Here is a 21,662-nt window from a genome sequence, read left to right on the forward strand (position 1 = left end):
GTTCCTGTTCGTCGTCTACGGGTGGTCCGTGAAGCGGAAGCCCAGTCCCGGCTGGTCCGTGAGCGTCAGGCGGCTGTTGCTGACGCGCACCGGCGAGGGGCCGGCCAGGATGCCCAGCTGTTCGAAGGACGCGTCCTCCACGTCTTCTACCAGCGTGGGCTCCGCCAGGGTGAGGGCGAGCTGGCCCGAAAGTTCCGGCAGCAGGTGCGGCATCACGCGGATGCTGTTGGTCCGGGCGAGCTCCACGATCCGGCGGAAGGGCGTGATGCCGCCGACGCGGATGATGTTGGGCTGGATGATGTCCACCGCCTCCGCCTCAATGAAATCGCGGAATCGGTAGATGGTGTGCAGGTTTTCGCCGAGGGCGATGGGCACCGATGAATGCTTGCGCAGCCGGCGGTAAGCCCAGAGGTCGTCCGCGCGGATGGGCTCCTCCAGCCACTCCAGTCCAAACTCCGCGAGCACGTCCAGGGCTTTGAAGGTTGTGGGCAGGTCCCACCGCTGGTTGGCGTCGATCATCAGCTTGCGGTCCGGGCCCAGCACGGACCGGACTGCCGCCACACGCTCGGCGTCCTCGCGGATGTCCGGCTTGCCCACCTTGATCTTCACCGCCCGGTGCCCGGCGGCGACCCAGCGTTCGGTCTGGGCCACCAGTTCCTCGAGGCTGTAGTGCAGGTTCACGCCGGAGCCATACACTTCGGCGGACTCCTGCCGCTGCCCCAACAGCCCGGTGACCGAGGTATGCGCGCGGCGTGCCTGGAGGTCCCACAGGGCGAGGTCGACGCCGGCCATGGCGATGGTGGTCAGTCCCCCGCCGCCGGCCTCGTGCAGCCGCTTCCACAGCGCGTCCCATACCGCCTCGGGGTTGGCGGGAAGCCCGGTGATGAAGGGCGCGATGTCGTAGTCGAGGAGGGCTTGGACGGCCTGCGGGCCGATGGTGGGTGTCCACGAGAAACCGTGCCCCGCGCCGCCGTCGTCCGTCTGGATCTCCGTAACAATCACATGGTTTTCCGGCGCCTCCACTCCCCAGCTGCGCAGCAGCGGGACGGTCAGGAGCCGCGTGGTCAGGCCGGTGATCAGCGGTGCGGTCCTGACGGAATCGAGCGCGGGCGCACTCATCAGCGGCCGGCCAGCTCGTAGCCTTTGGCCAGAATGGTCTTCAGCTGGACGAGCTGCTCCTCGGTAGGGTCCATCAGCGGCGGACGGACCGAGCCGACAGCCATCCCGCCCAGACGCAGGCCGGCCTTGATCAGCGAGACGCCGAAGCCGGGGGTCTGGTCACGGAGGCGCACCAGCGGAGCGTAGAACCCTTCGAGCAGGGCGTTGCGGCGGTCCTCGTCACCGGAGACGTAAGCGTCGTAGTAGGCCTTGGCGATCTCCGGTGCCATAGCGAACGCGGCCGAGGAGTAGAGCGGAATGCCCAGTCCACGGTAGGCGCCCTGGGTGAGTTCAGCGGTCAGCAGGCCGTTGAAGAAGGCGAAGTCCTGGCGTCCCGTGGCGCGGACGGCGGAGACGATTTCCTGGGCCAGGCCCACATCGCCCAGGCCGTCCTTGAAGCCGATCACTTTTGGGTTGGCGGCGAGGCGGGTCATGGAGGCGGCGGTGAATTTGGCGTTGCCGCGGTGGTAGACGATGACCGGCAGGCTGCTGGCGTCGGCCACTGCCTCGATGTACGCAACGAGCCCGTCGGTGGGTCCGGTGACCAGGTACGGCGGCAGGACCAGCAGGGCATCGGCGCCTGCTTCCTCGGCGATCCGGGCGCACGCGATGGCGTGGCCCAGCGGCCCGCCGGCTCCGGCGACCACGGGAACCTTTCCGGCCACGACCTCGACGGCGGCAGTCACCACGGTGCGCACCTCTTCGATGCTCAGCGCGTGGAATTCGCCGGTGCCGCAGGCGGGAAAAACGCCGCCGGGACCGAACGGGAGCCGTGAACCGATGTGCTCCTTGAGGAGCTCCACATCAACAGCGCCTTCCGGCGTGAACGGGGTGACGGGGAAGAACAGTACGCCGTCGAATTTCATGATGTCTCCTTGGATCCGGCACCTGCTGTGACCAGGGTGGCGGAGGTCTCGTCGTTGAGGGTGGTGGTCGTTTTCAGTTCGGTCCGCCAGCTGCGTTTGGGCTCCCAGCCCAGCAGTTCGCGGGCTTTGGCGATGGAGAAGGCGGGGCTGGTGCCGGTCAGGCCGGCGGCCAGGGTTTCGCTTCCGGGCAGGAAGCGGGGCATCAGTTCGGCCAACGGTGCGGTGGCCAGTGCGTCTGCCGCCCCGACGAAGAAGGTTTCCCCGTTGGGGATGGAGTCCATCTTCTGCAGGAGCACGTCGAGGAAGTCGGCAACATCCCGGGCGTCCACGTAGTTGAACAGTGCTGGAGCGGACAGTGCGGGGTCCGCCAGGCGCTCGGCCAGGGTGTGGCCCTGCTGCGTGGGCGCGCCCTCCCACTCCTCCGGGGAGATGACGTAGCAGGGCCGGAAGGCTGCGTACCGGATCTTCCCACCCTGCGCCGCGGCGAACATCTGAACGGTCTGCTCGGCGATCAGCTTGGACAGCGCATAGGCGTTCCAGGGCTTCGGCGTGGTCCGTTCGTCCAGCGGGAAGCTGTCCGGCAGCCAGCCCGCCGGTGAACCGTAGCCCAGGACTGTGGGGCTGCTGGCTGTGACAATTTTGCCGATGCCCAGTTCGGTAGCCGCGCTGATCACTGCATACGCGAGCCGGGTGTTCGTGGCGAAAATGACGTCTTCCGGCGCGCTGAAAGGGACGGCGATCGCGGCAAGATGGATCACCGCGTCGGGCGAGGTTTGCTTCAGAAGGCGCAGGGCCTCACCCGGGGCCAGCAGGTCACCGGTTTCCTGCACGACGCCGGCTGGCAACTGGTCCGCCGGAAGCGCGTCACGGTCCACCGAGATGACTTCGTGGCCTGCTTCGGCGAGGCCCGCCACAACGCTGCGTCCCAGCCGGCCTGAGCCGCCGGTGACAAAAATCCTACTCATGGTGTTTCCTTCAGGTCTGGGGTCCGTGGACTGTCCGGGACGGACTCAGGCGCCGCGGCGGAGGTCGGCGCCGAGCTCCAGGTCTTCGATGCGGACGGGGAGGGAGGTCTCCAGTGAGCGGTTGCCGGCGATGCCCACCGAGACTGAGCGGAGGCCGTCGAGGTAGCCGGACGGTCGGCCCAGCGGGTCCTCGCCGGGGCCGTTGAAGAGGTCCGAGAGGAGGAGTTCGTCGCCGCCGCCGTGGCCGCCTTCGCCGTTGACGATGGGCACCTCGTAGGCTGCTTCCCAGTGGCGCTGGACCACCAGGCGTTCGCCGTTGCGGCGGACGGCGTCCTCTTCCTCGACGGGGGTCGCACTCGGGTCAACGACGGTCTTTTTGTCCGTGCTGTGCAGGACGGCGGCGCGCTCCACGACTTCGAGTTCGGCCCGGCCTTCGGTGCCGTTGACAGCGACCCGGTAGCCTTCCCACGGGCTGTGGGCGTTCAGGGAATAGCTCAGCCGCGGGCCGCCCTGGTACTCCACCACGAGCGCCAGGTTGTCCTCGATGGTGATCCCGCCGGTGAAGACGTCCTGGTCGCGGCGGTAACCGTCGTAGTGCTCGTTGTCGAGGAAGAGCGCCTTAAGCCGCTCATCCTCACGGAGGTCCAGCGCGAACGGGTCCTTTTCGGCGGCGGCGGGGGCGCCGGCGTCGGGCGTTCCACGCTCGGGACGGGGACCCAGGCCGCGTTCGGCGGCGTTCTTATCGCCATAAAACTTGAGCCCGCCGGACGCGAACACGCGCTCCGGGACGTCGTTGATCCACCAGTTGACCAGGTCGAAGTGGTGGGATGCCTTGTGGATCAGCAGGCCGCCGGAGTTCTTCTTTTCGCGGTGCCAGCGGCGGAAGTAGTCGGCGCCGTGGACGGTGTCCAGGACCCAGCTGAAATCGATCGAGGTGACCTTGCCGATCACGCCGCTCTGGATGATTTCCTTCAGCGCGCTGTTCCGCGGGGAGTACCGGTAGTTGAAGGTGACCACCACGTTGCGGCCCGTCTCCTCGACGGCTTTGGTGATGCGGCGGCAGCCCTCGGCGTCGATGGTCAGAGGCTTTTCGACGACGACGTCGGCGCCCGCCTCCAGTGCCTCCACGATGTAGTCCGCGTGGGTGTAGTCCGGCGTGGTCACCACGACGCGGTCGATGCTGTTGGCCCGGATGAATGCGGTGAGATCTGCGGGGTCAAAGGAAGCGACCGGGCCCGGCGCACCGAGTTCCTGGATGAGCTTTTGGTAGAACTCCACCCGGCCGGGGTTGACGTCGGAGAAGGCCACGAGTTCCGCGGTGTCCGAGTGCTTGCCGAGGATGGCACGGATGTACATCTCGGAGCGCCCGCCGGTACCGATGAGGGCGATGCGCGCCTTGCCTCCGCCTCCTGCCTGCAGCGGGCTGGACGCGCGGGCAGCGGTAGCAGAACTCGATTCGGCTGTATTGACCATGAGGGGTCCCTTTCGAAAAGCTCAAAACTCGGCCGGATGGCGGCCGTTCGTGGTGGTGCGCTGGGTCAGTTTCCGGAACTGTTGCGAGAAAGCGTTTTCTCGGTTCGTTATATGATTTGTACCAAGAGCACCACACCCGCGTCAACCCTTGCCCTCTCTACGAGTAAGCGCTTTCCGGGCCCGCGCCCCTGCCTTGTGCGGCGAACGCCACCGGCAACGCTCGGGGATTGTCCTCCCAAAGATAGAAATCGGTTTCCGATAGCGTTATATGCTTTTCCCACGACACCGCCATCTGCCGTGAACATTGCCAGCCCCCTGGCTGCAGACTGGCCCGGGGGACCTACGAAAGGCAGGCCATGGTCAGGAGATCGGCAACCGGCAGGATCGGCATCGCAGATGTAGCGGTCAAGGCCGGCGTTTCGCACGCCACGGTTTCCCGGGTGATGAATGGCAACTTCACGGTGGATCCGGAGATTGCAGCCCGGGTCAGGGCAGCCGCGGCGGAACTGAAGTACCAGCCCAACCCGGTGGGCCGCAGCCTGGCACTGGGAAAGACCGACACCATAGGCATCGTGGTTCCGGACCTGGCCAACCCCACCTTCCAGGCCATCCTCCGCGGCTTGAGCCGGGCGGCCGCGCAGGACGGCTACCGTGTGCTGATCGCCGATTCTTTTGAGGTGTCGAGCGAGGAGGCCATCCTTGCGGGTGAGGCGCGCCGCCGGTGTGACGGCCTGGTTCTGTGCGCCCCGCGCATGAGCGACGCCGAACTTGAGGAAATCGTCCCGTCCCTGCATCCGCTGGTTTTGATCAACAGGACCACCACTGCCGCAGGCGTCCCGAGCCTGGTGGTGGATTACGGGCAGGGCGTCCAGGACCTCGCCGGCCACCTCGTGGAACTGGGCCATACCCGCCTGGCTTTCCTGGCCGGACCGCCCCGGAGCGCCTCCAACGGGCTCAGGCTTGAGGGGCTGGAGGCCTTCAAGGCAGCCAACCCGCAGGTGGAGGTCCTGATGCTTGAGGGCGGCTCGGACTTCGACACCGGCCATGACGCAGTGGACGCCGTGCTGGACAGCGGCGCCACCGGCATCCTTGCGTTCAACGACCTGGTGGCCATGGGCCTGATGAGCGGGCTCCACGAGCGCGGGTTGGACGTTCCAGGAGACATTTCCGTCACGGGCTTCGACGACATCCCGTTCGCCCGCTACACCACGCCGACGCTCACCACCGCCGCCGTGCCCATCACGGAGCTGGGCCAGCAGGCATGGCACCAGCTGCGTGCGCTGATCCGCAAGGAAGAGAACGACGCCCCCGGAAGCAGGTACCAGCCGCGCCTGGAGATCCGGGCCAGCAGCGGTCCGGCCAAGGCGCCCCGCACGGCCACGCACGGCTAGAGCCCGCGCTCCATCCCGGGGTCCGGTCAGGCCTCCGCGGTCCGCCCGACGCCGGCCTCCCGGTAGTACCCCTCGATGTGGGCAGCCACCAGCTTGGCCGCCCGTTCGCCGTCGCCGTTCCGGATGGCTGCCAGGATTTCCCGGTGCTCAGCCCCCAGGCGGGCCGCCGTTGCGTCCCAGTCGGGGAGATGGCCGGTCAGCCGGGCCGCGTAGCCCTGGATGGACTCGCGCAGCGAGCCCATCATGGCGCTGACCACGGCGTTGCCTGCGGCATCGGCCAGGGCAAGGTGGAACCGGACGTCCAGGGCCAGGAAATCGTCTGCGGTTTTGTGCGCACGTCCGACGGCGTCCATCTCGTCCAGGAGCGCGGCTGCCTGTTCCAGCTCGGGAGCGTCAGCCTTTGCCCGGGCCGCCGCCCAGGACTCCAGAAGGACGCGCGTCTCCACGATGTCCGACACCGGCAGGTGCTGCGTGGCAACGTGGAGCCGCAGAGCCGAGCCAAGCGCCGCCGTCGGATCCGAAATGACCACCGTTCCGGCCTCGGGCCCGGATCCGACGCCGGCACGGGCGACCCCCATCGCCTCCAGGATGCGGATCGCCTCGCGCACCGAGGTCCGGGAAACCTTCAGCTGCTCGGCGAGGGTCCGTTCAGCGGGAAGCCGACCTCCGACCGCCAGTTTGCCCTCGGAGAGCTGGCCCTCGATCCAGTGCAGGACAAGCTGGTGGGTACGCATACGGCAATGCTACTTGATGTGGTTGGACCACATGGCTTACAGTGTGGTTAGACCACAGCAGCGGTTGCTCAGTGCGCCGGCCAGCCAACGGAGGAAGCCATGACCCACACGATCCAGCCGAACAACCCCGAGATCACCCCGGCTCCGGACGCCGCGGATCTCCCCGCCGCAGCGCCGGCACCGCGCCCGGCAGCCCCGGCAGTGCCCGCAGCCCTCAAGCGCCGTATCCCCAAGTACGCTGACCTTGCCCCGCTGATGCAGTTCAAGAAGCCGGAGTTCAGCAAGGAAGCAAGGCTCAAGCGCGCCAGCACCATCTGGGAACTGCGCGACATGGCCAAGCGCCGCACCCCGCAGGCACCCTTCGACTACACCGACGGCGCCGCGGAAGAGGAGATCACCCTGCGCCGCGCCCGCGAAGCCTTCCTGGACATCGAGTTCCGGCCCGGCATCCTCCGCAACGTCTCCAGCATCGACCTGACCACCGACATTTTGGGTAAGTCCTCGTGCCTGCCTGTGGGCATCGCCCCTACCGGCTTCACCCGGATGATGCAGTCCGAAGGCGAATACGCCGGCTCGCAGGCCGCCGAAGCCGCCGGGATCCCCTACACGCTCTCCACCATGGGAACCGCCTCCATCGAGGACGTGGCTGCCGCCGCCCCGAACGGCCGCAACTGGTTCCAGCTCTACCTGTGGACGGACCGCGACCGCTCGCTTGAACTGATCGAGCGCGCTGCCAAGGCCGGTAACGACACCCTGATGGTCACCGTGGACACCGCCGTGGCCGGGGCACGGCTCCGCGATGTTCGCAACGGCATGACCATCCCGCCGGCGCTGACCGTCAAGACCGTGCTGGACGCGTCCTACCGCCCGGCCTGGTGGTTCAACTTCCTCACCCACGAGCCGCTGACCTTCGCGTCCCTCTCCCGCTACACCGGCACGGTGGCGGACCTGATCAACTCCATGTTCGACCCCACCCTGACGTTCGAGGACCTGGACTGGCTGCGTGAAACCTGGAAGGGCAAGCTCGTGGTCAAGGGGATCCAGACCGTTGAGGACGCCCGCAAGGTGGTGGACCACGGCGCCGACGGCATCGTACTTTCCAACCACGGCGGCCGCCAGCTGGACCGTGCGCCCATCCCGTTCCACCTGCTCCCCGATGTCAAGGAAGCCTTAACCAAGGACAACTCGGACGCCGCCATCATCCTGGACACCGGCATCATGAGCGGCGCGGACATAGTGGCCGCCCTGGCTTTGGGCGCCGACTTCACCCTGATCGGCCGCGCCTACCTCTATGGCCTGATGGCCGGTGGCCGGGCCGGTGTGGACCGCGCGCTGCAGATCCTCGAGAAGGACATGGCCCGCACCATGGCGCTCCTGGGTGTCAGCAGCATCGCCGAACTGACGCCGGAGCACGTCCGCCTGCTCAACAAGTAGCGGCGGCTACTTCTTCCGGCCGAACTTGGGCAGGTTGGCCAGCAGATCGGCGGCCTTGGTGGCGGCGCGGCCCACGGTGCGGCCGATCTGCTGCGGCACCGTGTCGTCACTGAGCGGCGCCGCGGTACCGCCCGGAATAACGACGGCGGGGCTCAGTTCCGCGCCTTCGCGCTCCAGCACTGCGGCCAGGGCATCGTCGGCCGGGACGGGCGTGGCCACCGCATGCCCTTTGCCGGCCTCAGGCGACGCGGCGGGTGACGGGGCGGCGGCGGTGCCCGGGCCGACGTCGAACGTTTCCAGCCAGCTGGCGATACCTTCCAGGGGTTTGCGGTTCAGGGCGTAGTAGCGCTTCTGGCCCTGGGCCCGCATGCTCACAAGCTGTGCTTCGCGCAGGACTTTCAGGTGCTTGGAGATGGTGGGCTGGCTTGCCGCCAGTTCCTCCACCAGTTCCCCTACCGCCTTGTCCCCTGCGCGAAGGGATACCAAAATATCGCGCCGGGTTGCTTCCGCAATGACGGCAAATACGTCGTCTGTCACCATGTCTCCCACCCTAGCGACATATACGCCGCAAGGCATCAACTATTTCCTCTGCTGACCCGAAACCGGGACCCCGCAAGACCGGACTTCAGTCGAACCAGGGATCCAGTCCGTGCAGCGGGAAGACGGCTTTTCGCGTGGCCATGACGGACCGGTCCACGGCATCGTTGGGATCGAATCCGACTTCCCAGGAACGCCACCAGAGTTCAACGTCGTCGCCCATCAGCCGCGGCGCGTCCCTGCCGAATTTCGCGAGCACATAGGCGCGCCAGTCCTCCGGTACTTCGGTCCTCAGCGGAACGGGCCGCCCTGAGGCGATGGCGATCAGGTGGCTCCACGAGCGCGGGACGACGTCGGTGACGCTGTATCCGCCGCCGCCGGTGGCGATCCAGCGGCCCTCGCAGTGCCGGCCGGCAAGGTTGCCGATCGCCGTGGCCGCCTCGCGCTGGCCGTCCACGCTGATCCGCAGGTGGGCCAGGGGGTCGTGGCGGTGCGAGTCGCAGCCGTGCTGGCTCACGATCACCGCCGGATTGAATGCTCCAATGAGCTGCGGGACCACCGCGTGGAAGGCGCGAAGCCAGCCGGCGTCCCCTGTCCCGGACGGCAGTGCCACGTTCACGGCCGTGCCCTCGGCCTGCGGACCGCCGATCTCGTTGGCGAATCCGGTACCCGGGAAAAGCGTGAGCCCGGATTCGTGGATGGAGATGGTCAGGACCCGCGGGTCGTCCCAGAAGATGCTTTGCGTCCCGTCCCCGTGGTGGGCGTCGATGTCGATGTACGCGACGTTGGGGACGCCGCCGTCGAGCAGCCTCTGTATGGCAAGGGCGGAGTCGTTGTAGATGCAGAACCCGCTGGCGCGCTCCCGGGCGGCATGATGGAGGCCGCCGCCGAAGTTCACCGCATGGAGCGCGGTGCCGTCCAGGATGGCTGAGGCGGCAAGCAGGGATCCCCCGGCCAGTCTCGCGGCGGCTTCGTGCATGCCGGCGAACGCGGGATCGTCGTCGGTTCCCAGTCCGCGGGCTTCATCGGGCGTCGTCGGATCCTCGCTGACCCGGCGGACGGCTGCGACGAACTCGGGAGAGTGAACGGTTTCCAGTTCGGCATCCGAAGCCACCTCGGGAGCGGCAACGGTTACGTGTTCAAGGTCGAACAGGCCCAGGCTGCCGGCCAGCCGCGCGGTGAGGTCCATCCGCTCGGGCGCCATGGGGTGGCCGGGACCAAAGTTATAGGCGGTCATGGCAGAATTCCACACCACCGTCGTCGGAGGTGCGGGCTGGCTGAGACCGGGCAGATATGTCATCAATCACAGGCTACCCGAGCCTGCCGCCGCGCAACCCCGGCCATTACGCGGGCATTAGTGGTTTACTACTGGAGGAACATGTTTCAACCGAGGAAAAGCCACCTATGACGCAACGCCAGTCGGGGCCCCGGACGCCGGCCAGCTGGCACCCCGCCGCACCGGAGCACGAAGGCCTGTGGATGCTCGCACGGCTGCGCGACTTCATTGACGACATTGCCAACACGTCGCCGGCCCGGCTTGCCCTGACAGTCTTCGCGGCGGTCTGCCTGGTGTTCACGTTCATCCTTTCGCTGCCCGCCTCCTCGGCCACCGGCACGGCCACCCCGCTGCACCAGGCAATGTTCACGGCGGTATCAGCCGTGTGCGTAACAGGCCTGACAGTGGTTTCGACGGCGGCGCACTGGTCCTTCTTCGGCCAACTGATCATCCTCATCGGCATCTTCGTCGGCGGTTTGGGCACTCTGACGCTCGCCTCTCTGCTGGCCCTGATGGTGAGCAAGCGACTCGGCGTCCGCGGCAAGCTCATCGCGCAGGAAGCCATGAACAATGCGGGACGCCTGGGTGAAGTTGGTACGCTGCTGCGGATCGTCATCACCACGTCGGTGGTGATCGAAGGCGCCCTGGCATTGGTGCTCATCCCCCGCTTCATGACATTGGGCGAGCCGTTCTGGCAGTCGGTGTGGCACGGCATCTTCTACTCCATCTCCTCCTTTAACAACGCCGGCTTTACCCCGCATTCGGACGGCATCGTGCCGTACGAGACGGACCTTTGGATCCTGGTTCCGCTGATGCTTGGCGTGTTCCTGGGAAGCCTGGGTTTCCCGGTGGTTATGGTCCTGCAGCAGAACGGGCTGAACTGGAAGAAATGGAACCTGCACACCAAGCTGACCATCCAGGTGTCCTTCATTCTCCTGTTCGCGGGCACGTTCCTGTGGGGGCTCATGGAGTGGGACAACGTCCGGACCATAGCCCACATGGACCTTGGCGACAAGGTCACGCACTCGCTGTTTGCCTCCGTCATGACCAGGTCCGGCGGCTTCAACCTGGTGGACCAGAACCACATGGAGTCCACCACCATGCTGCTGACGGACGCGCTGATGTTCGCAGGCGGCGGCTCGGCCTCCACCGCCGGCGGCATCAAGGTCACCACCATCGCGGTGATGTTCCTTGCCATCGTTGCCGAGGCCCGCGGCGACGCGGACGTGAAGGTCTACGGCAGGACAATTCCCCAGGGAGCCATGCGGGTGGCAATTTCCGTGATCGTGGCCGGTGCAACACTGGTCTCCGTCTCGGCGTTCCTGCTCCTGCAGATCAGCGGCGCCTCACTGGACCGGGTGCTCTTCGAAACGATTTCCGCCTTTGCCACCGTCGGGCTGAGCACCAACCTCGCCGCCGAGCTGCCGCCGTCGGGCGTTTACGTCCTTACCGCCCTGATGTTCGCGGGCCGCGTCGGCACCGTCACCCTTGCTGCCGGCCTGGCCCTGCGCCAGCGAAGCCAGCTGTACCACTACCCGGAAGAGAGGCCCATCATTGGCTAATTCCCCAGGCGTCCCCAACCGTCCCGCCCACAACGCGCCGGTGCTGGTGATCGGGCTGGGCCGCTTCGGCTCGTCCACGGCCGAGCAGCTCGTGAAGCAGGGCCGCGAAGTCCTGGCGATCGAACGCGACCGGACGCTGGTGCAGAAGTGGGCGCCGCTCCTGACGCATGTGGTGGAGGCTGACGCCACCAACATCGACGCCCTGCGCCAGCTTGGCGCGCAGGAGTTCAGCTCGGCCGTGGTGGGAGTGGGAACCTCAATCGAGTCCTCGGTGCTGATCACGGTGAACCTGGTGGACCTGGGCATCGAGCACCTGTGGGTCAAGGCCATCACGCCGTCGCACGGCAAGATCCTCACCCGGATCGGCGCAAACCACGTGATCTACCCCGAGGCCGACGCCGGCGTCCGGGCAGCGCACCTGGTCTCCGGCCGCATGCTGGACTTCATCGAGTTCGACGACGACTTCGCCATCGTCAAAATGTACCCGCCGCGCGAAACCGTGGGATTCACCCTTGATGAGTCCCAGGTTCGTTCCAAGTACGGCGTCACCATTGTGGGCGTGAAGTCCCCCGGCGAGGACTTCACATACGCCCGCCCGGAGACCAAAGTGTCCGCGCGCGACATGCTGATCGTGTCCGGCCACGTGGACCTGCTGGAACGGTTCGCCGCCCGCCCGTAAGAGTGTGCGGTTGGGCCGGCCGCTGGATTACCCGAGCTGCCTGGTGATCTCGGCGGCCCGGGCCGTTGCCGCGCGCGCACCGGCAGTGATGATGGCAGGAAGGCCCTGCTCGTCGAAGGTTGCAATGGCGGCTTCGGTGGTGCCTTTAGGGCTGGTTACGGCTTTGCGAAGGGCTGCGGGGTCGGCGCCGGGCTCTGCCAGCATCAGTCCCGCGCCGGCCACTGTCTCGCGGGCCAGAAGGATCGACAACTCCGGATCCAGGCCCAGCTCAACGCCGGCAGCCGCCATGGCTTCGGCGAGGTAGAACGCGTAGGCCGGGCCTGAGCCGCTGATGGCCGAGACCGCGTCAACCTGTTCCTCGGGGACCTCCACCACAGTTCCGGCGCCGCGGAAGACGTCCTTGGCCTGCTTAAGCTGCTCGGGGGTGCAGTTGCTCCCCGCCGAGACCGAGATGACTCCCCGCCCGAGTTTGGCGGGGGTGTTGGGCATGCTCCGGATCACGGGCTGCCCGGCGGGCAGGGCGGCTTCCAGCTGGGCCAGGGAGACGGCGGCGGCAACACTGACGACGATGGTTGTTGGGGACAGTGAACTGCTGATTTCCCGGGCAAGATCCTGGATGCCTACCGGTTTGACGCCAAGAATTACGACGGCGGAGCCCTTGGCCGCCTGCTTGTTGTTGTCCGGCTCCTCCTCCCCCGCGATCGCGGTGATGCCGTGATGCCGTACAGCCAGTTCCGCAGCGCGCTCCGCACGCCTGACCGTGGCCACGATGTCCGCGGGGTCGGTTCCGGCATTCACCAGTCCGGAAAGGATGGCTTCATTCATGGATCCACAGCCGAGGAAGGCGATTCGGTTTCTCATGGGTCCATCATGGCAGTTCGGTTCGGACTGCCGAAACCGCATCCATACATCGGGAACCGGCAGCGGGAACTCGCAAAAAGGCATTCACAGCGGACTCCCATGTTCGCCGCAGGCTACACACAACTTGGCGGCCTAACGTAGTTATTACCTCATTGAGGGTGCGAGTGATGCGGCAAGCATGGGGATGTTTGCCCGAGGCGCCGGTGGTTGGCAGCAGGTTTCCCCCCATTTTCCTGCTGCCGACGCCGGCGCTTTCGCGTTAAACTGCCGGCCGCCGGTCACGCCGGGGTCAGGCTCGATCAGGCCGTTGCAGCCTCGATGGCCTGCCGAGGCGGGGCCACGTGAGCACTCCGGTTGAGCGGACCGGCGAAGACCAGCTGGTCGAGCCGGCGCAGGATCAGCCCTTCCCGCAGCGCCCACGGACAGATCTTGATCTTCTTGAATTTGAACATCTCCAGGGCAGCTTCTGCCACCAGGGCCCCGGCGAGCACCTGCTGCGCGCGGGCTTCGGACACCCCCGGCAAATACAGCCGGTCCTCGGACTTCATGGCTGAGATGCGCTGGGCCCAGACACCCAGATCCGTGCGGTTCAGCTCACGCTTAACGTAGGGCCCCGAGGCGCTGGGGGCCGCCCCGGCGATTCTGGCGAGAGAGCGGAAAGTCTTGGACGTGCCGGCAACCAGGTTCGCCCTTCCCAGGCCGTCGAACTGCTTCACTGCGGGGCTGAGGGTGGCCCGGATGTAGCGCCGGAGTTCCTTGACGCTCTTGGCCGTCGGCGGGTCCTCGGCCAGCCAGTCCCGGGTCAGTCGGCTGGCCCCAAGCGGCACCGACGTGGCGACCTCGGGCAGCTCGTCCTGGCCGAACGCCATTTCGAAGGAGCCGCCCCCGATGTCAAGGTTCAGGATGGGGCCCGCGCCCCAGCCGTACCAGCGGCGGACAGCAAAGAAGGTCATGGACGCCTCTTCGCTGCCGGTCAGTTCCTGGAGGGTGACCGTGGTCTCGTGCTTGACGTGGGCCAGCACCGCCGGACCGTTGGTGGCTTCGCGGATGGCGGAGGTGCAGAAGGCCAGCAGATCATCGGCTTTGTGCTTGGCAGCGAACTCCCACGCTTCCAGGACGAACTCGGTCAGCTCGTGCTGCCCCTGGTCAGTGATGCTGCCATCGGCGTCGAGGTACTGGACCAGGGACAGCGGCCTTTTATGCGAAGCAAAAGGTACAGGGCGCGCGCCAGGGTGGGCGTCCACCAGGAGGAGGTGGACAGTATTGGACCCGATATCGAGGACGCCTAGCCGCATCCTGCCATTATTCCCCGCAGCGGCCCGTCAAACCCAAACCGCACGGCAGATGTCAGTTGGCGGAGGGGTCTTCGGGGGCGCCCTCGGGCGTTTCATCGGCACGCTTGAAATCGCGCTTGATGTTGGCGACGCCCTCCGGGTTGATCTCGAAACCGTACGCTGCGCCGGGGTTGATCACCATGCCCAGCTCCTCGCCGACGTTGGCGATAATGGCCGCCCCTTGGGTCCCCAGGATGTTCGGGGCCGCCTCGAGGTACTGCTCATCCACCCGGCTGGGGTGCGAGAACACGGCAAGGACCGGATCGCCGTCGGCGTTCGCCAGGACCAGGGGCTCCACCTGGGATTCCTCGCCCTCGATCCCGTCCGTGCTGATGACGTAGACCTCGCTGTTAAGGAAGGACAGGATGACGTCTACCGGGCTGGCATCGGGCTGTCCGCCCGTCGCCAGCTTCTCTTCGAGGTCATTGAGCGGCGTGGTGTCGGCTGTTCCGGGCTGTTCAGTCATACCTCTACTCGACCACGTTGTGCCCGGCACCGCAATTCCACGCCTCGGGCTAGCTCTTGGCGGGGGCCTTTTTCTTTGCCGGAGCCTTGCGGGGTGTCGCGGTGCGCTTGACGGGGCCCTTGGCGCGCTTCTCGGCAAGGAGCTCAACGGCCTGTTCCCGCGTCAGTTCCTCCAGTGAGGTGGCACGTGGCACGGTGATGTTGGTGATGCCGTCGGTGATATACGGACCGAAGCGGCCCTCCTTCACCACAATGTTCTTCTCGGACACGGGATCCGGACCGAACTCTGCCAGCGGCGGGACGGCGGCGCGGGCGCCGCGCTGCTTGGGCTGGGAGTAGATCTCCAGGGCCTGTTCCAGCGTGATCGTGAAGATTTCCTCTTCGGAGCCGATGGACCGGGAGTCGGTCCCCTTCTTCAGGTACGGACCGAACCGGCCGTTCTGCACGGTAATGAGGTTGCCTTCGGCGTCCTCGCCGAGCGCACGGGGCAGGCTCATCAGCTGGAGTGCTTCGTCCAGCGTGACCGAGTCGACGGTCATCGATGCGAACAGCGATCCGGTGCGGGGCTTGGCCTTGACGGGCTTCTTCGGCGGCTTGGGCTTGCCGTTCTTGTAGTACTCAACGGGCTGGTTGGCGATCTGTTCCTCGGTCATTTCGGGGATGACCTCGGTGACGTAGGCGCCGTAGCGGCCGTTCTTTGCGACGACGGTGTGGCCGGTGTGCGGATCGGTGCCCAGGACGCGCTCTTCCGGAGCCGCGGTCTCCATCAGTTCGATGGCCTTGGCCGCCGTCAGTTCGTCAGGAGCAAGGTCCTCGGGAACATTGGCGCGCGAGTTCTCCACGATTTCGCCGGTCTTCGGATCAACCACGGCGGCAGAGCTTTCCAGGTACGGGCCGAACTTGCCCACCCGCAGCGTGATTTCATCCGTGATGGGAATCGAGTTGATTTCCCGGGCATCGATATCGCCCAGGTTGTTGACGATGCTCAAAAGCCCCGGATCGGAGTCTTCACCGAAGTAGAAGTGCTTGAGCCAGGCGGAACCCACAGCCTGGCCGTTGGCGATCTTGTCCAGGTCGCCTTCCATGTCGGCGGTGAACTCATAGTCAACGTAGTCGTGGAAGTGCTGCTCAAGCAGGCGGATCACGGAGAACGCGATCCAGCTCGGCACCAGCGCGGAACCCTGCTTCCGGACGTAGCCGCGGTCCTGGATGGTGGAGATGGTGGAGGCGTAGGTGGACGGGCGGCCGATGCCCTTCTTCTCCAGCTCAGCGGTGAGCGAGGCTTCCGTGAAGCGCGGCGGCGGGGACGTCTCGTGGCCCACGGCAATGATGTCCGACGCCGTCAGGGCATCATCCTTGGCCACGTTCGGCAGCCGTCGGGCTTCCTCGGAGTCGTCGTCGCCGCGGCTCTCGTCCTTGCCTTCTTCATAGGCGGCGAGGAAGCCGGGGAAAGTGATGACGGTGCCGGAGGCCGAGAACTCGGCGTCCCGGCCGTCAGTTGCCACGGCACCCAGGCGGATGGTGGCAGTGGAGCCCTTGGCATCACCCATCTGGGATGCGACGGTGCGCTTCCAGATCAGCTCGTACAGGCGGAACTCGTCGCCGGAGAGCTGCTTGGCAACCTGGGCGGGGGTACGGAAGGAGTCACCGGCGGGGCGGATGGCCTCGTGGGCTTCCTGCGCGTTGGCGGCCTTGCTGGAGTACACGCGGGGGGATGCCGGGATGTACTCGGGGCCGTACAGCTCGGAGGCCTGCCGGCGGGCGGCCGTCACAGCTTCGTCACTCAGCGCCGAGGAGTCGGTACGCATGTACGTGATGTAGCCGTTTTCGTACAGCCGCTGGGCAACCTGCATGGTGCTCTTGGAGCTGAAGCGGAGCTTGCGCCCGGCCTCCTGCTGGAGCGTGGAGGTGGTGAACGGGGCCGCAGGCCGGCGGGTGTAGGGCTTGGTGTCCACGGACCGGACGCGGAAGTCCGCATCCTGGAGGCCGGCGGCCAGGGAGGTGGCTAGTTCCTCATTCAGGTGGACGGCGTTGCGGGCCGTGAGCACGCCGTCGTCGTTGAAGTCCCTGCCGCTGGCGACCTTGGCGCCGTCAACGGCAGCGAGCTTCGCTTTGAAGGAACCGGATCCGGCGCCGAACTGGCCCGTCAGGTCCCAGTACGAGGCAGCCTTGAAGGCCATCCGCTCGCGTTCCCGGTCCACCACCATGCGGGTAACCACGGACTGGACGCGGCCGGCGGACAGGCCCCGCGCTACTTTGCGCCACAGGACCGGGGAGATTTCGTAGCCGTAAAGGCGGTCCAGCACGCGACGGGTTTCCTGGGCGTCCACCAGGGCCGAATCGACATCGCGCAGGTTGCCCATGGCGCGCTGGATGGCTTCCTTGGTGATTTCGCCGAACGTCATCCGGTAGACCGGCACCTTGGGCTTGAGTACTTCAAGCAGGTGCCACGCGATGGCCTCGCCCTCGCGGTCCCCATCGGTTGCGAGATAAAGTTCGTCGGCGTCTTTGAGCGCGGCCTTGAGCTCGGTGACCTTTTTGCGTTTGTCCGCGGAAACCACGTAGTACGGCTTGAAGTCGTTTTCGATGTCGACGGCGAACTTGCCCACCGACGTTTTCTTCAGTTCGGCAGGCAGCTCGGACGGCTGCGGCAAGTCGCGGATGTGACCGATGGAGGCCTCGACGATGAAGCCCTCGCCCAGGTACTTGGCGATGGTCTTGCTCTTGGCCGGAGACTCCACAATCACGAGTTTCTTGCCGGTTTTGGCCTTGCTTGGCACGGTGCTCCTACAGAAAAAGGTTGCTCGGGCAGATGAGCCCATACTCGCCTAGTTCACCATATTTTGGGCCATAGTGCGCATTCATGTGGAAAACGGGCGGCATTTCAGGGCAGCCCCGGCGCCGGGATTAAGGCCCCTGCGCAGCCGCCGAACCCCTACTCCGAAGGCTCCGCCGGCACCAGGAAACCGTCCCGCACCAGGTTGCCCACTTCGGTGAGCAGACCGCTCCGAAACGCGGCGCCGTCGAACCCGTCTTCCCCGCCAAGCAGCGCTTCCAGGGCTCCGATAATCTGCCCCACGGAGAGGTCGCCGTCGCACGCGGAAACAAAGCCGGCCAGCTCAGTGCTCAACAGGTTGGTGCGGCGCAGGCCCGCTCCCTGGCGCAGCAGGATCACGCCGGGGTGCTCGGCGCCGGGGCGCTGGTGGCGTTCCTCCGTGACGTCGTCGGCCACGAGCAGGTGCGCATCCGCCAGGCTGTTGGCTGCCAGCCAGTCGGAGCGTTCGACGGCGGCACCCAGGTGGGGACCGATGGGCTGCTCGATGGGATAGGTGATTTCCTCGAACCGGCTGATGCGGGCCGTTTCGGGCCCTGGAACGGCGGGCCGGCGGAGCCAGATCATCCCGAATCCGATTCCCGCCACGTTCCGGGACGCAAAGTCCGCAAGGTAGGCGGCGTAGGCGTCCTTGTAGTGCTGGCGGTCGCGGGCTTCGGAGGCGTCCTGCAGCCAGGTTTCGGCGTACTGCTCCGGGCCCACCTGCTCGCGCTGGATAAACCAGGCGTCCATGTCCGGACCAGCCCAGCTTTGCGGCCTTTCGGGCCAGGCCGCACCCGCTGGGATCTCCCAGTTGCCTAATAACTGGGCTGTTCCGCCGGGGGCCAGGACCGACGGAAGGTCCCGGACCAGCGAGGACACAATCTCATCACCGGGCAGGCCGCCGTCCCTGTAGGTGAACTGCCCGGACGCCTCCTCCCCCAGGGTCCGCGGCGTGATCACGAACGGCGGGTTGGACACCACCAGCTCAAACTCCTCGCCTGCCACGGGGTCCAGCAGCGACCCCAGCCGCAGGCTCACCCGGTCCTCAAGCCGCGCCGGGTCCAGGTGCAGGGCCTCGGCGTTCAGGAGCAGGTTGAAGCGTGTGAAGGCCAGTGCGCGTTCGGAGATGTCGGTGGCAGTGACGTGCTCGGCGTGGTGCAGGAGGTGGAAGGACTGGATCCCGCAGCCCGTGCCGAGGTCAAGCGCCTTGGCCACGTGCCGGCGGACGGTGGTCTGAACCAGGGTGGTGGACGCCTGCCCGATGCCCAGCACGTGATCGTGCCGCAGCACCCCGGCCTGCTGGTGCGCCGCGAGATCGCTCGCTACCCAGAGTTCGGCGCCGCCGCTGCCGTCCTCATTCGCGTCCCAGCCGTACGGCCGAAGATCCGCCTTGGCCTGCAGAAAACCGGACTCCCCGGTGCCGCCCCCCACAACGCCGGGTACGGGCTCAACCAGCCCCAGCTCCGCCAGTCCGTCGGCACGGATCCCCGGCAGGGCGGCGTCGAGCGTTGCCCGCGTCTGCGGTTCGGCCAGCAGCCAGAGACGGACGACGGCGGCGAGCGCCGCGGCGGCAGGGTCACCGGCGGCGGGCTCACCGGCGGCGGGCTTAGTTCCAAGAGCCCGCTCGGTCGCCAGCAGCGCCGGGATGAGCTGGTCCCGGTTCAGGGCGCGGTAGGCCGATTCCCCCAGGAGCCCGGCCACGCCGTCGAGCGTGTATTCCACGTTCCGCAGGTCCGCCGCGAGCGCGGCAAGCAGATCCGGGAGGTCGCTCCGGGGAGCATCTGGGGTGTTGCCGGCCGAAAAAAGCGTGGAGTCAGTCACCGGCCAAGTCTATTGGCCGGTGCCCCAACACCGTTTGCTATAGGTTCGCCTCCGCGTAGGCCTTCAGCGCGTCCCGGACAAAGGCCGCCCCTTCGGCGCCGCCGTAATTCCTGGCGAAGCGGGGGTCCGCCACGTACATTTCGCCGAGGCCGGTGACGTATTCCTTGACGTGGGCCTTGCTGCCGGAAGGGCTGCCGGAGGCACCGGCCGCATCCGCCGTCGGGGTCCCCGGGATGCCGGTAAGCCACTCGACGTGCCGCTTCGCGATCGCCTGCGCCTCCGCGCTGTCCGGGGCAATCCCCCCGGTGGCTGCGGCGATCCAGTCTTCGCCCAGCTTCTGCGAGCGCTGCTTCCAGGCGGCCTTCTCGTCCGCGCTCATGCCGCGCCACCACGAGTCGCCGCGGGCGTAGGCGTCCTTGCCCCAGCGCTCCTCCACTTCGTCCTTGTACTGCGTGTGGTCGAAACCGTTGAACATGTCCTCTGCCATGATTTCGCCACCTCCTTTCACTGCTTCGATGGTTTGCGTGACCGACGCGACCTGGCGGGCCAGCCTGTCCTGTTCCTGCTTGAGCCAGTCCAGATGGCCGGTGAGAGCCTTGGCGGCGTCCGTTTGGTCCTCGAGCACCTGGCTGATTACCGGCAGGCCCAGCCCGAGTCCGCGCAGGAGGAGGATGCGCTGGAGCTGCACCAGCGCGGCCTGGTTGTAGTACCGGTAGCCGTTGTGCCCGGTACGGCTCGGCTTGAGCAGGCCGATGTCGTCATAGTGCCGCAGCGTCCTGCTGGTGGTGCCGGCGATCCGGGCTATCTCCTGGATGGACCAGTCCATGCACTCCTCCTTCCTGCTTGCGCCGGCTTTTCCCGGGGCACGTACTTTGACGATAGATCTTGACGTAGCGTCAATGTCAAGAGACCAGCCGACGGCTCACGTACGCCCGGCTCTGCCCGGCGTATTATGGACGCATGCAACGTCAGCAGCGATTTATCAGCCCTCGGCCGCTTTCCGGCCGCACGGGCTTCCCATCGCGCGCCTGACTGGAGCTGCCGGGGTCCGTCCGGCTCAGCGGTTGAGGGTGAACTTCCCCTCCCCTATCTGATGCATCAAAGGACCCCTGACATGAAGACTTATCTTTCCCTCATCCAACTCAACGCCGCGCTCTCGCTCAGAGACCTGTCCGATCCCGGCGCCGGCCCGCACGCCATGCAGCTGCTCCTGGCCGATGTGGTGGCCGGGCTGGAACGGCTCTGGGGCGTGCCGTCCCGGACGCACCGGCTCAACCCGCTCGTGGCCACCGCTGACAACTACGACCGGCTGGGATACTCGCCCGACGACGTCACCCGGGATTCGCGCTATTCCCGCCACGTGAGCCCCACTGTCATGCTCCGCAGCCACACGTCCGCCGGCATTCCGGCGCTGCTGGACTCGCTCCGCGGGGAGCTGGGCCGCTACGACGAACTGCATGTGCTGCCAGGCCTGGTGTACCGCCGCGATGCGATCGACCGCACCCATGTGGGCGCACCGCACCAGGTGGATCTGTGGCGGCTGAAGGCCCGCGGACTGCTGGGCCCGCCGGATCTCGACGCGATGATGGCGGCGGTCGTGGAGGCGGTCCTCCCCTCAGCCGTGCATCCGGACCTGGAATGGCGCTCAACCCCGGCCCGGCACAGTTACACAGCCGCCGGCAGGCAACTGGACGTCCTGGTGACGCAGCCGGACGGACGACGCGAGTGGCTGGAACTGGCCGAGTGCGGACTGGTGGCCGCCACGGTCCTGCGCGGGTCCGGCATGGATCCAAGACGCTGGGCCGGCCTGGCACTGGGGATGGGCCTGGACCGGGCGCTGATGCTGCGCAAGGGCATCACCGACATCCGCCTCCTCCGGTCGCGGAATCCGGACGTCCAGTCCCAGATGCTGGACCTGGAACCGTACCGTCCTGTCTCCGCCATGCCGGAAATCCGTCGTGACCTCTCCCTGGTGCTGGACTCCGAAACCGATGCCGACGTCGAGCTCCTCGGCGACCTGGCCCGCACCGCCCTGGGGGCAGACGCGGACGTCCTGGCGGCGCTGGAGGTCAAAGCCGTGACGCCGACGGCGGAGCTGCCGCCGTCCGCCGTCGAACGCCTGCGGATACGTGCCGGGCAGGTGAACGTGCTGCTGCGGCTGGTGCTGCAGCCGCTGGACCGGACGCTGACCGACCGCGAGGCCAACGTGTTGCGGGACAGGGTGTACGTGGCGCTGCACCGTGGGGAGGTGCTGGAGCTCATCGCCGGCTGAACACGGGGTTGTCCGGCGG

18 protein-coding genes are annotated in these 21,662 nt (G+C 66.8%); 5 read left to right on the top strand and 13 right to left on the bottom strand.

Annotated features, from left to right (window positions below; all coding sequences use genetic code 11):
- Nucleotides 1-15 precede the first annotated feature (15 nt).
- The 4 genes from ABIA70_RS21160 to ABIA70_RS21175 are packed head-to-tail and all read right to left on the bottom strand — an operon-like array spanning nucleotide 16 to nucleotide 4,462.
- On the bottom strand, nucleotides 16-1,119 hold the full coding sequence (locus tag ABIA70_RS21160; RefSeq protein WP_354149558.1) for a mandelate racemase/muconate lactonizing enzyme family protein: 1,104 nt from the start codon (nucleotides 1,117-1,119) through the stop codon (nucleotides 16-18).
- Nucleotides 1,119-2,024, bottom strand: coding sequence for a 5-dehydro-4-deoxyglucarate dehydratase (locus ABIA70_RS21165; RefSeq protein ID WP_354149559.1), 906 nt, complete (start codon nucleotides 2,022-2,024; stop codon nucleotides 1,119-1,121). Before ABIA70_RS21165 ends, ABIA70_RS21160 begins: the two co-directional genes overlap by 1 nt.
- Nucleotides 2,021-2,989 (bottom strand): NAD-dependent epimerase/dehydratase family protein, encoded by a 969-nt coding sequence (locus tag ABIA70_RS21170; protein WP_354149560.1) that lies wholly within the window; start codon nucleotides 2,987-2,989, stop codon nucleotides 2,021-2,023. Before ABIA70_RS21170 ends, ABIA70_RS21165 begins: the two co-directional genes overlap by 4 nt.
- Before the next feature lie 45 nt (nucleotides 2,990-3,034).
- On the bottom strand, nucleotides 3,035-4,462 hold the full coding sequence (locus ABIA70_RS21175; RefSeq protein WP_354149561.1) for a Gfo/Idh/MocA family protein: 1,428 nt from the start codon (nucleotides 4,460-4,462) through the stop codon (nucleotides 3,035-3,037).
- Between the two features lie 356 nt (nucleotides 4,463-4,818).
- On the opposite strand from ABIA70_RS21175, the gene ABIA70_RS21180 reads away from it, so the two are divergent.
- Nucleotides 4,819-5,853 carry a LacI family DNA-binding transcriptional regulator gene (locus ABIA70_RS21180; RefSeq protein ID WP_354149562.1) on the top strand — a complete coding sequence of 345 codons (1,035 nt, stop codon included), beginning with the start codon at nucleotides 4,819-4,821 and terminating at the stop codon, nucleotides 5,851-5,853.
- A 26-nt stretch (nucleotides 5,854-5,879) separates the two neighbouring features.
- On the opposite strand, the gene ABIA70_RS21185 is transcribed toward ABIA70_RS21180, so the two are convergent.
- Entirely contained in the window at nucleotides 5,880-6,587 is a 708-nt protein-coding gene (locus ABIA70_RS21185) for a FadR/GntR family transcriptional regulator (RefSeq protein WP_354149563.1), read from the bottom strand.
- A gap of 99 nt (nucleotides 6,588-6,686) precedes the next feature.
- Between ABIA70_RS21185 and ABIA70_RS21190 the strand changes: the two genes are divergently transcribed.
- Nucleotides 6,687-8,021: an alpha-hydroxy acid oxidase gene (locus ABIA70_RS21190; protein WP_354149564.1), complete on the top strand. Its 1,335-nt coding sequence runs from the start codon at nucleotides 6,687-6,689 to the stop codon at nucleotides 8,019-8,021.
- Nucleotides 8,022-8,027: 6 nt separating this feature from the next.
- Here the strand turns inward: ABIA70_RS21190 and ABIA70_RS21195 are convergent, their stop codons facing one another.
- Together ABIA70_RS21195 and ABIA70_RS21200 are read right to left on the bottom strand one after the other, a co-directional pair.
- On the bottom strand, nucleotides 8,028-8,561 hold the full coding sequence (locus ABIA70_RS21195; RefSeq protein ID WP_354149565.1) for an ArsR/SmtB family transcription factor: 534 nt from the start codon (nucleotides 8,559-8,561) through the stop codon (nucleotides 8,028-8,030).
- Nucleotides 8,562-8,646: 85 nt separating this feature from the next.
- Nucleotides 8,647-9,858: an acetoin utilization protein AcuC gene (locus ABIA70_RS21200; protein ID WP_354149566.1), complete on the bottom strand. Its 1,212-nt coding sequence runs from the start codon at nucleotides 9,856-9,858 to the stop codon at nucleotides 8,647-8,649.
- A gap of 104 nt (nucleotides 9,859-9,962) precedes the next feature.
- Between ABIA70_RS21200 and ABIA70_RS21205 the strand changes: the two genes are divergently transcribed.
- Both ABIA70_RS21205 and ABIA70_RS21210 read left to right on the top strand, forming a co-directional pair.
- Nucleotides 9,963-11,396, top strand: coding sequence for a TrkH family potassium uptake protein (locus ABIA70_RS21205; RefSeq protein WP_354149567.1), 1,434 nt, complete (start codon nucleotides 9,963-9,965; stop codon nucleotides 11,394-11,396).
- 40 nt (nucleotides 11,397-11,436) lie between these two features.
- Entirely contained in the window at nucleotides 11,437-12,075 is a 639-nt protein-coding gene (locus tag ABIA70_RS21210) for a potassium channel family protein (protein ID WP_275213474.1), read from the top strand.
- A gap of 27 nt (nucleotides 12,076-12,102) precedes the next feature.
- Here the strand turns inward: ABIA70_RS21210 and proC are convergent, their stop codons facing one another.
- From proC to ABIA70_RS21240, 6 genes are all read right to left on the bottom strand, one after another.
- On the bottom strand, nucleotides 12,103-12,936 hold the full coding sequence (proC, locus tag ABIA70_RS21215; protein ID WP_354149568.1) for a pyrroline-5-carboxylate reductase: 834 nt from the start codon (nucleotides 12,934-12,936) through the stop codon (nucleotides 12,103-12,105).
- A 299-nt stretch (nucleotides 12,937-13,235) separates the two neighbouring features.
- Complete coding sequence (locus tag ABIA70_RS21220) at nucleotides 13,236-14,231, bottom strand: Ppx/GppA family phosphatase (protein WP_354149569.1); 996 nt, start codon at nucleotides 14,229-14,231, stop codon at nucleotides 13,236-13,238.
- Nucleotides 14,232-14,283: 52 nt separating this feature from the next.
- Nucleotides 14,284-14,736, bottom strand: coding sequence for an SseB family protein (locus ABIA70_RS21225; protein ID WP_354149570.1), 453 nt, complete (start codon nucleotides 14,734-14,736; stop codon nucleotides 14,284-14,286).
- Nucleotides 14,737-14,785: 49 nt separating this feature from the next.
- Nucleotides 14,786-17,515: a type I DNA topoisomerase gene (gene topA, locus ABIA70_RS21230; protein ID WP_354149571.1), complete on the bottom strand. Its 2,730-nt coding sequence runs from the start codon at nucleotides 17,513-17,515 to the stop codon at nucleotides 14,786-14,788.
- Between the two features lie 155 nt (nucleotides 17,516-17,670).
- Nucleotides 17,671-19,371, bottom strand: coding sequence for a DUF7059 domain-containing protein (locus ABIA70_RS21235; RefSeq protein ID WP_354149572.1), 1,701 nt, complete (start codon nucleotides 19,369-19,371; stop codon nucleotides 17,671-17,673).
- A gap of 37 nt (nucleotides 19,372-19,408) precedes the next feature.
- Complete coding sequence (locus tag ABIA70_RS21240; protein ID WP_354149573.1) at nucleotides 19,409-20,197, bottom strand: MerR family transcriptional regulator; 789 nt, start codon at nucleotides 20,195-20,197, stop codon at nucleotides 19,409-19,411.
- Between the two features lie 288 nt (nucleotides 20,198-20,485).
- Between ABIA70_RS21240 and srmL the strand changes: the two genes are divergently transcribed.
- The gene (srmL, locus tag ABIA70_RS21245; protein WP_354149574.1) at nucleotides 20,486-21,643 is read left to right on the top strand and encodes a PheS-related mystery ligase SrmL; all 1,158 of its coding nucleotides are present in this window, start codon (nucleotides 20,486-20,488) and stop codon (nucleotides 21,641-21,643) included.
- The last annotated feature ends 19 nt before the right edge of the window (nucleotides 21,644-21,662 follow it).

Origin of the sequence: Arthrobacter sp. 754 (genome assembly GCF_040548695.1) — a bacterium.
In the GTDB taxonomy this organism is placed as follows: Bacteria; Actinomycetota; Actinomycetes; order Actinomycetales; family Micrococcaceae; genus Arthrobacter.

Coding starts and splice junctions, on each gene's coding strand:
- ABIA70_RS21190 (WP_354149564.1), top strand. CDS start 6,687: ATGACCCACACGATCCAGCCGAACAACCCCGAGATCACCCCGGCTCCG.
- ABIA70_RS21220 (WP_354149569.1), bottom strand. CDS start 14,231: ATGCGGCTAGGCGTCCTCGATATCGGGTCCAATACTGTCCACCTCCTC.
- ABIA70_RS21170 (WP_354149560.1), bottom strand. CDS start 2,989: ATGAGTAGGATTTTTGTCACCGGCGGCTCAGGCCGGCTGGGACGCAGC.
- ABIA70_RS21180 (WP_354149562.1), top strand. CDS start 4,819: ATGGTCAGGAGATCGGCAACCGGCAGGATCGGCATCGCAGATGTAGCG.
- ABIA70_RS21175 (WP_354149561.1), bottom strand. CDS start 4,462: ATGGTCAATACAGCCGAATCGAGTTCTGCTACCGCTGCCCGCGCGTCC.
- ABIA70_RS21205 (WP_354149567.1), top strand. CDS start 9,963: ATGACGCAACGCCAGTCGGGGCCCCGGACGCCGGCCAGCTGGCACCCC.
- ABIA70_RS21240 (WP_354149573.1), bottom strand. CDS start 20,197: ATGGACTGGTCCATCCAGGAGATAGCCCGGATCGCCGGCACCACCAGC.
- ABIA70_RS21185 (WP_354149563.1), bottom strand. CDS start 6,587: ATGCGTACCCACCAGCTTGTCCTGCACTGGATCGAGGGCCAGCTCTCC.
- ABIA70_RS21165 (WP_354149559.1), bottom strand. CDS start 2,024: ATGAAATTCGACGGCGTACTGTTCTTCCCCGTCACCCCGTTCACGCCG.
- ABIA70_RS21160 (WP_354149558.1), bottom strand. CDS start 1,119: ATGAGTGCGCCCGCGCTCGATTCCGTCAGGACCGCACCGCTGATCACC.
- proC (WP_354149568.1), bottom strand. CDS start 12,936: ATGAGAAACCGAATCGCCTTCCTCGGCTGTGGATCCATGAATGAAGCC.
- ABIA70_RS21195 (WP_354149565.1), bottom strand. CDS start 8,561: ATGGTGACAGACGACGTATTTGCCGTCATTGCGGAAGCAACCCGGCGC.
- ABIA70_RS21225 (WP_354149570.1), bottom strand. CDS start 14,736: ATGACTGAACAGCCCGGAACAGCCGACACCACGCCGCTCAATGACCTC.
- srmL (WP_354149574.1), top strand. CDS start 20,486: ATGAAGACTTATCTTTCCCTCATCCAACTCAACGCCGCGCTCTCGCTC.
- ABIA70_RS21200 (WP_354149566.1), bottom strand. CDS start 9,858: ATGACATATCTGCCCGGTCTCAGCCAGCCCGCACCTCCGACGACGGTG.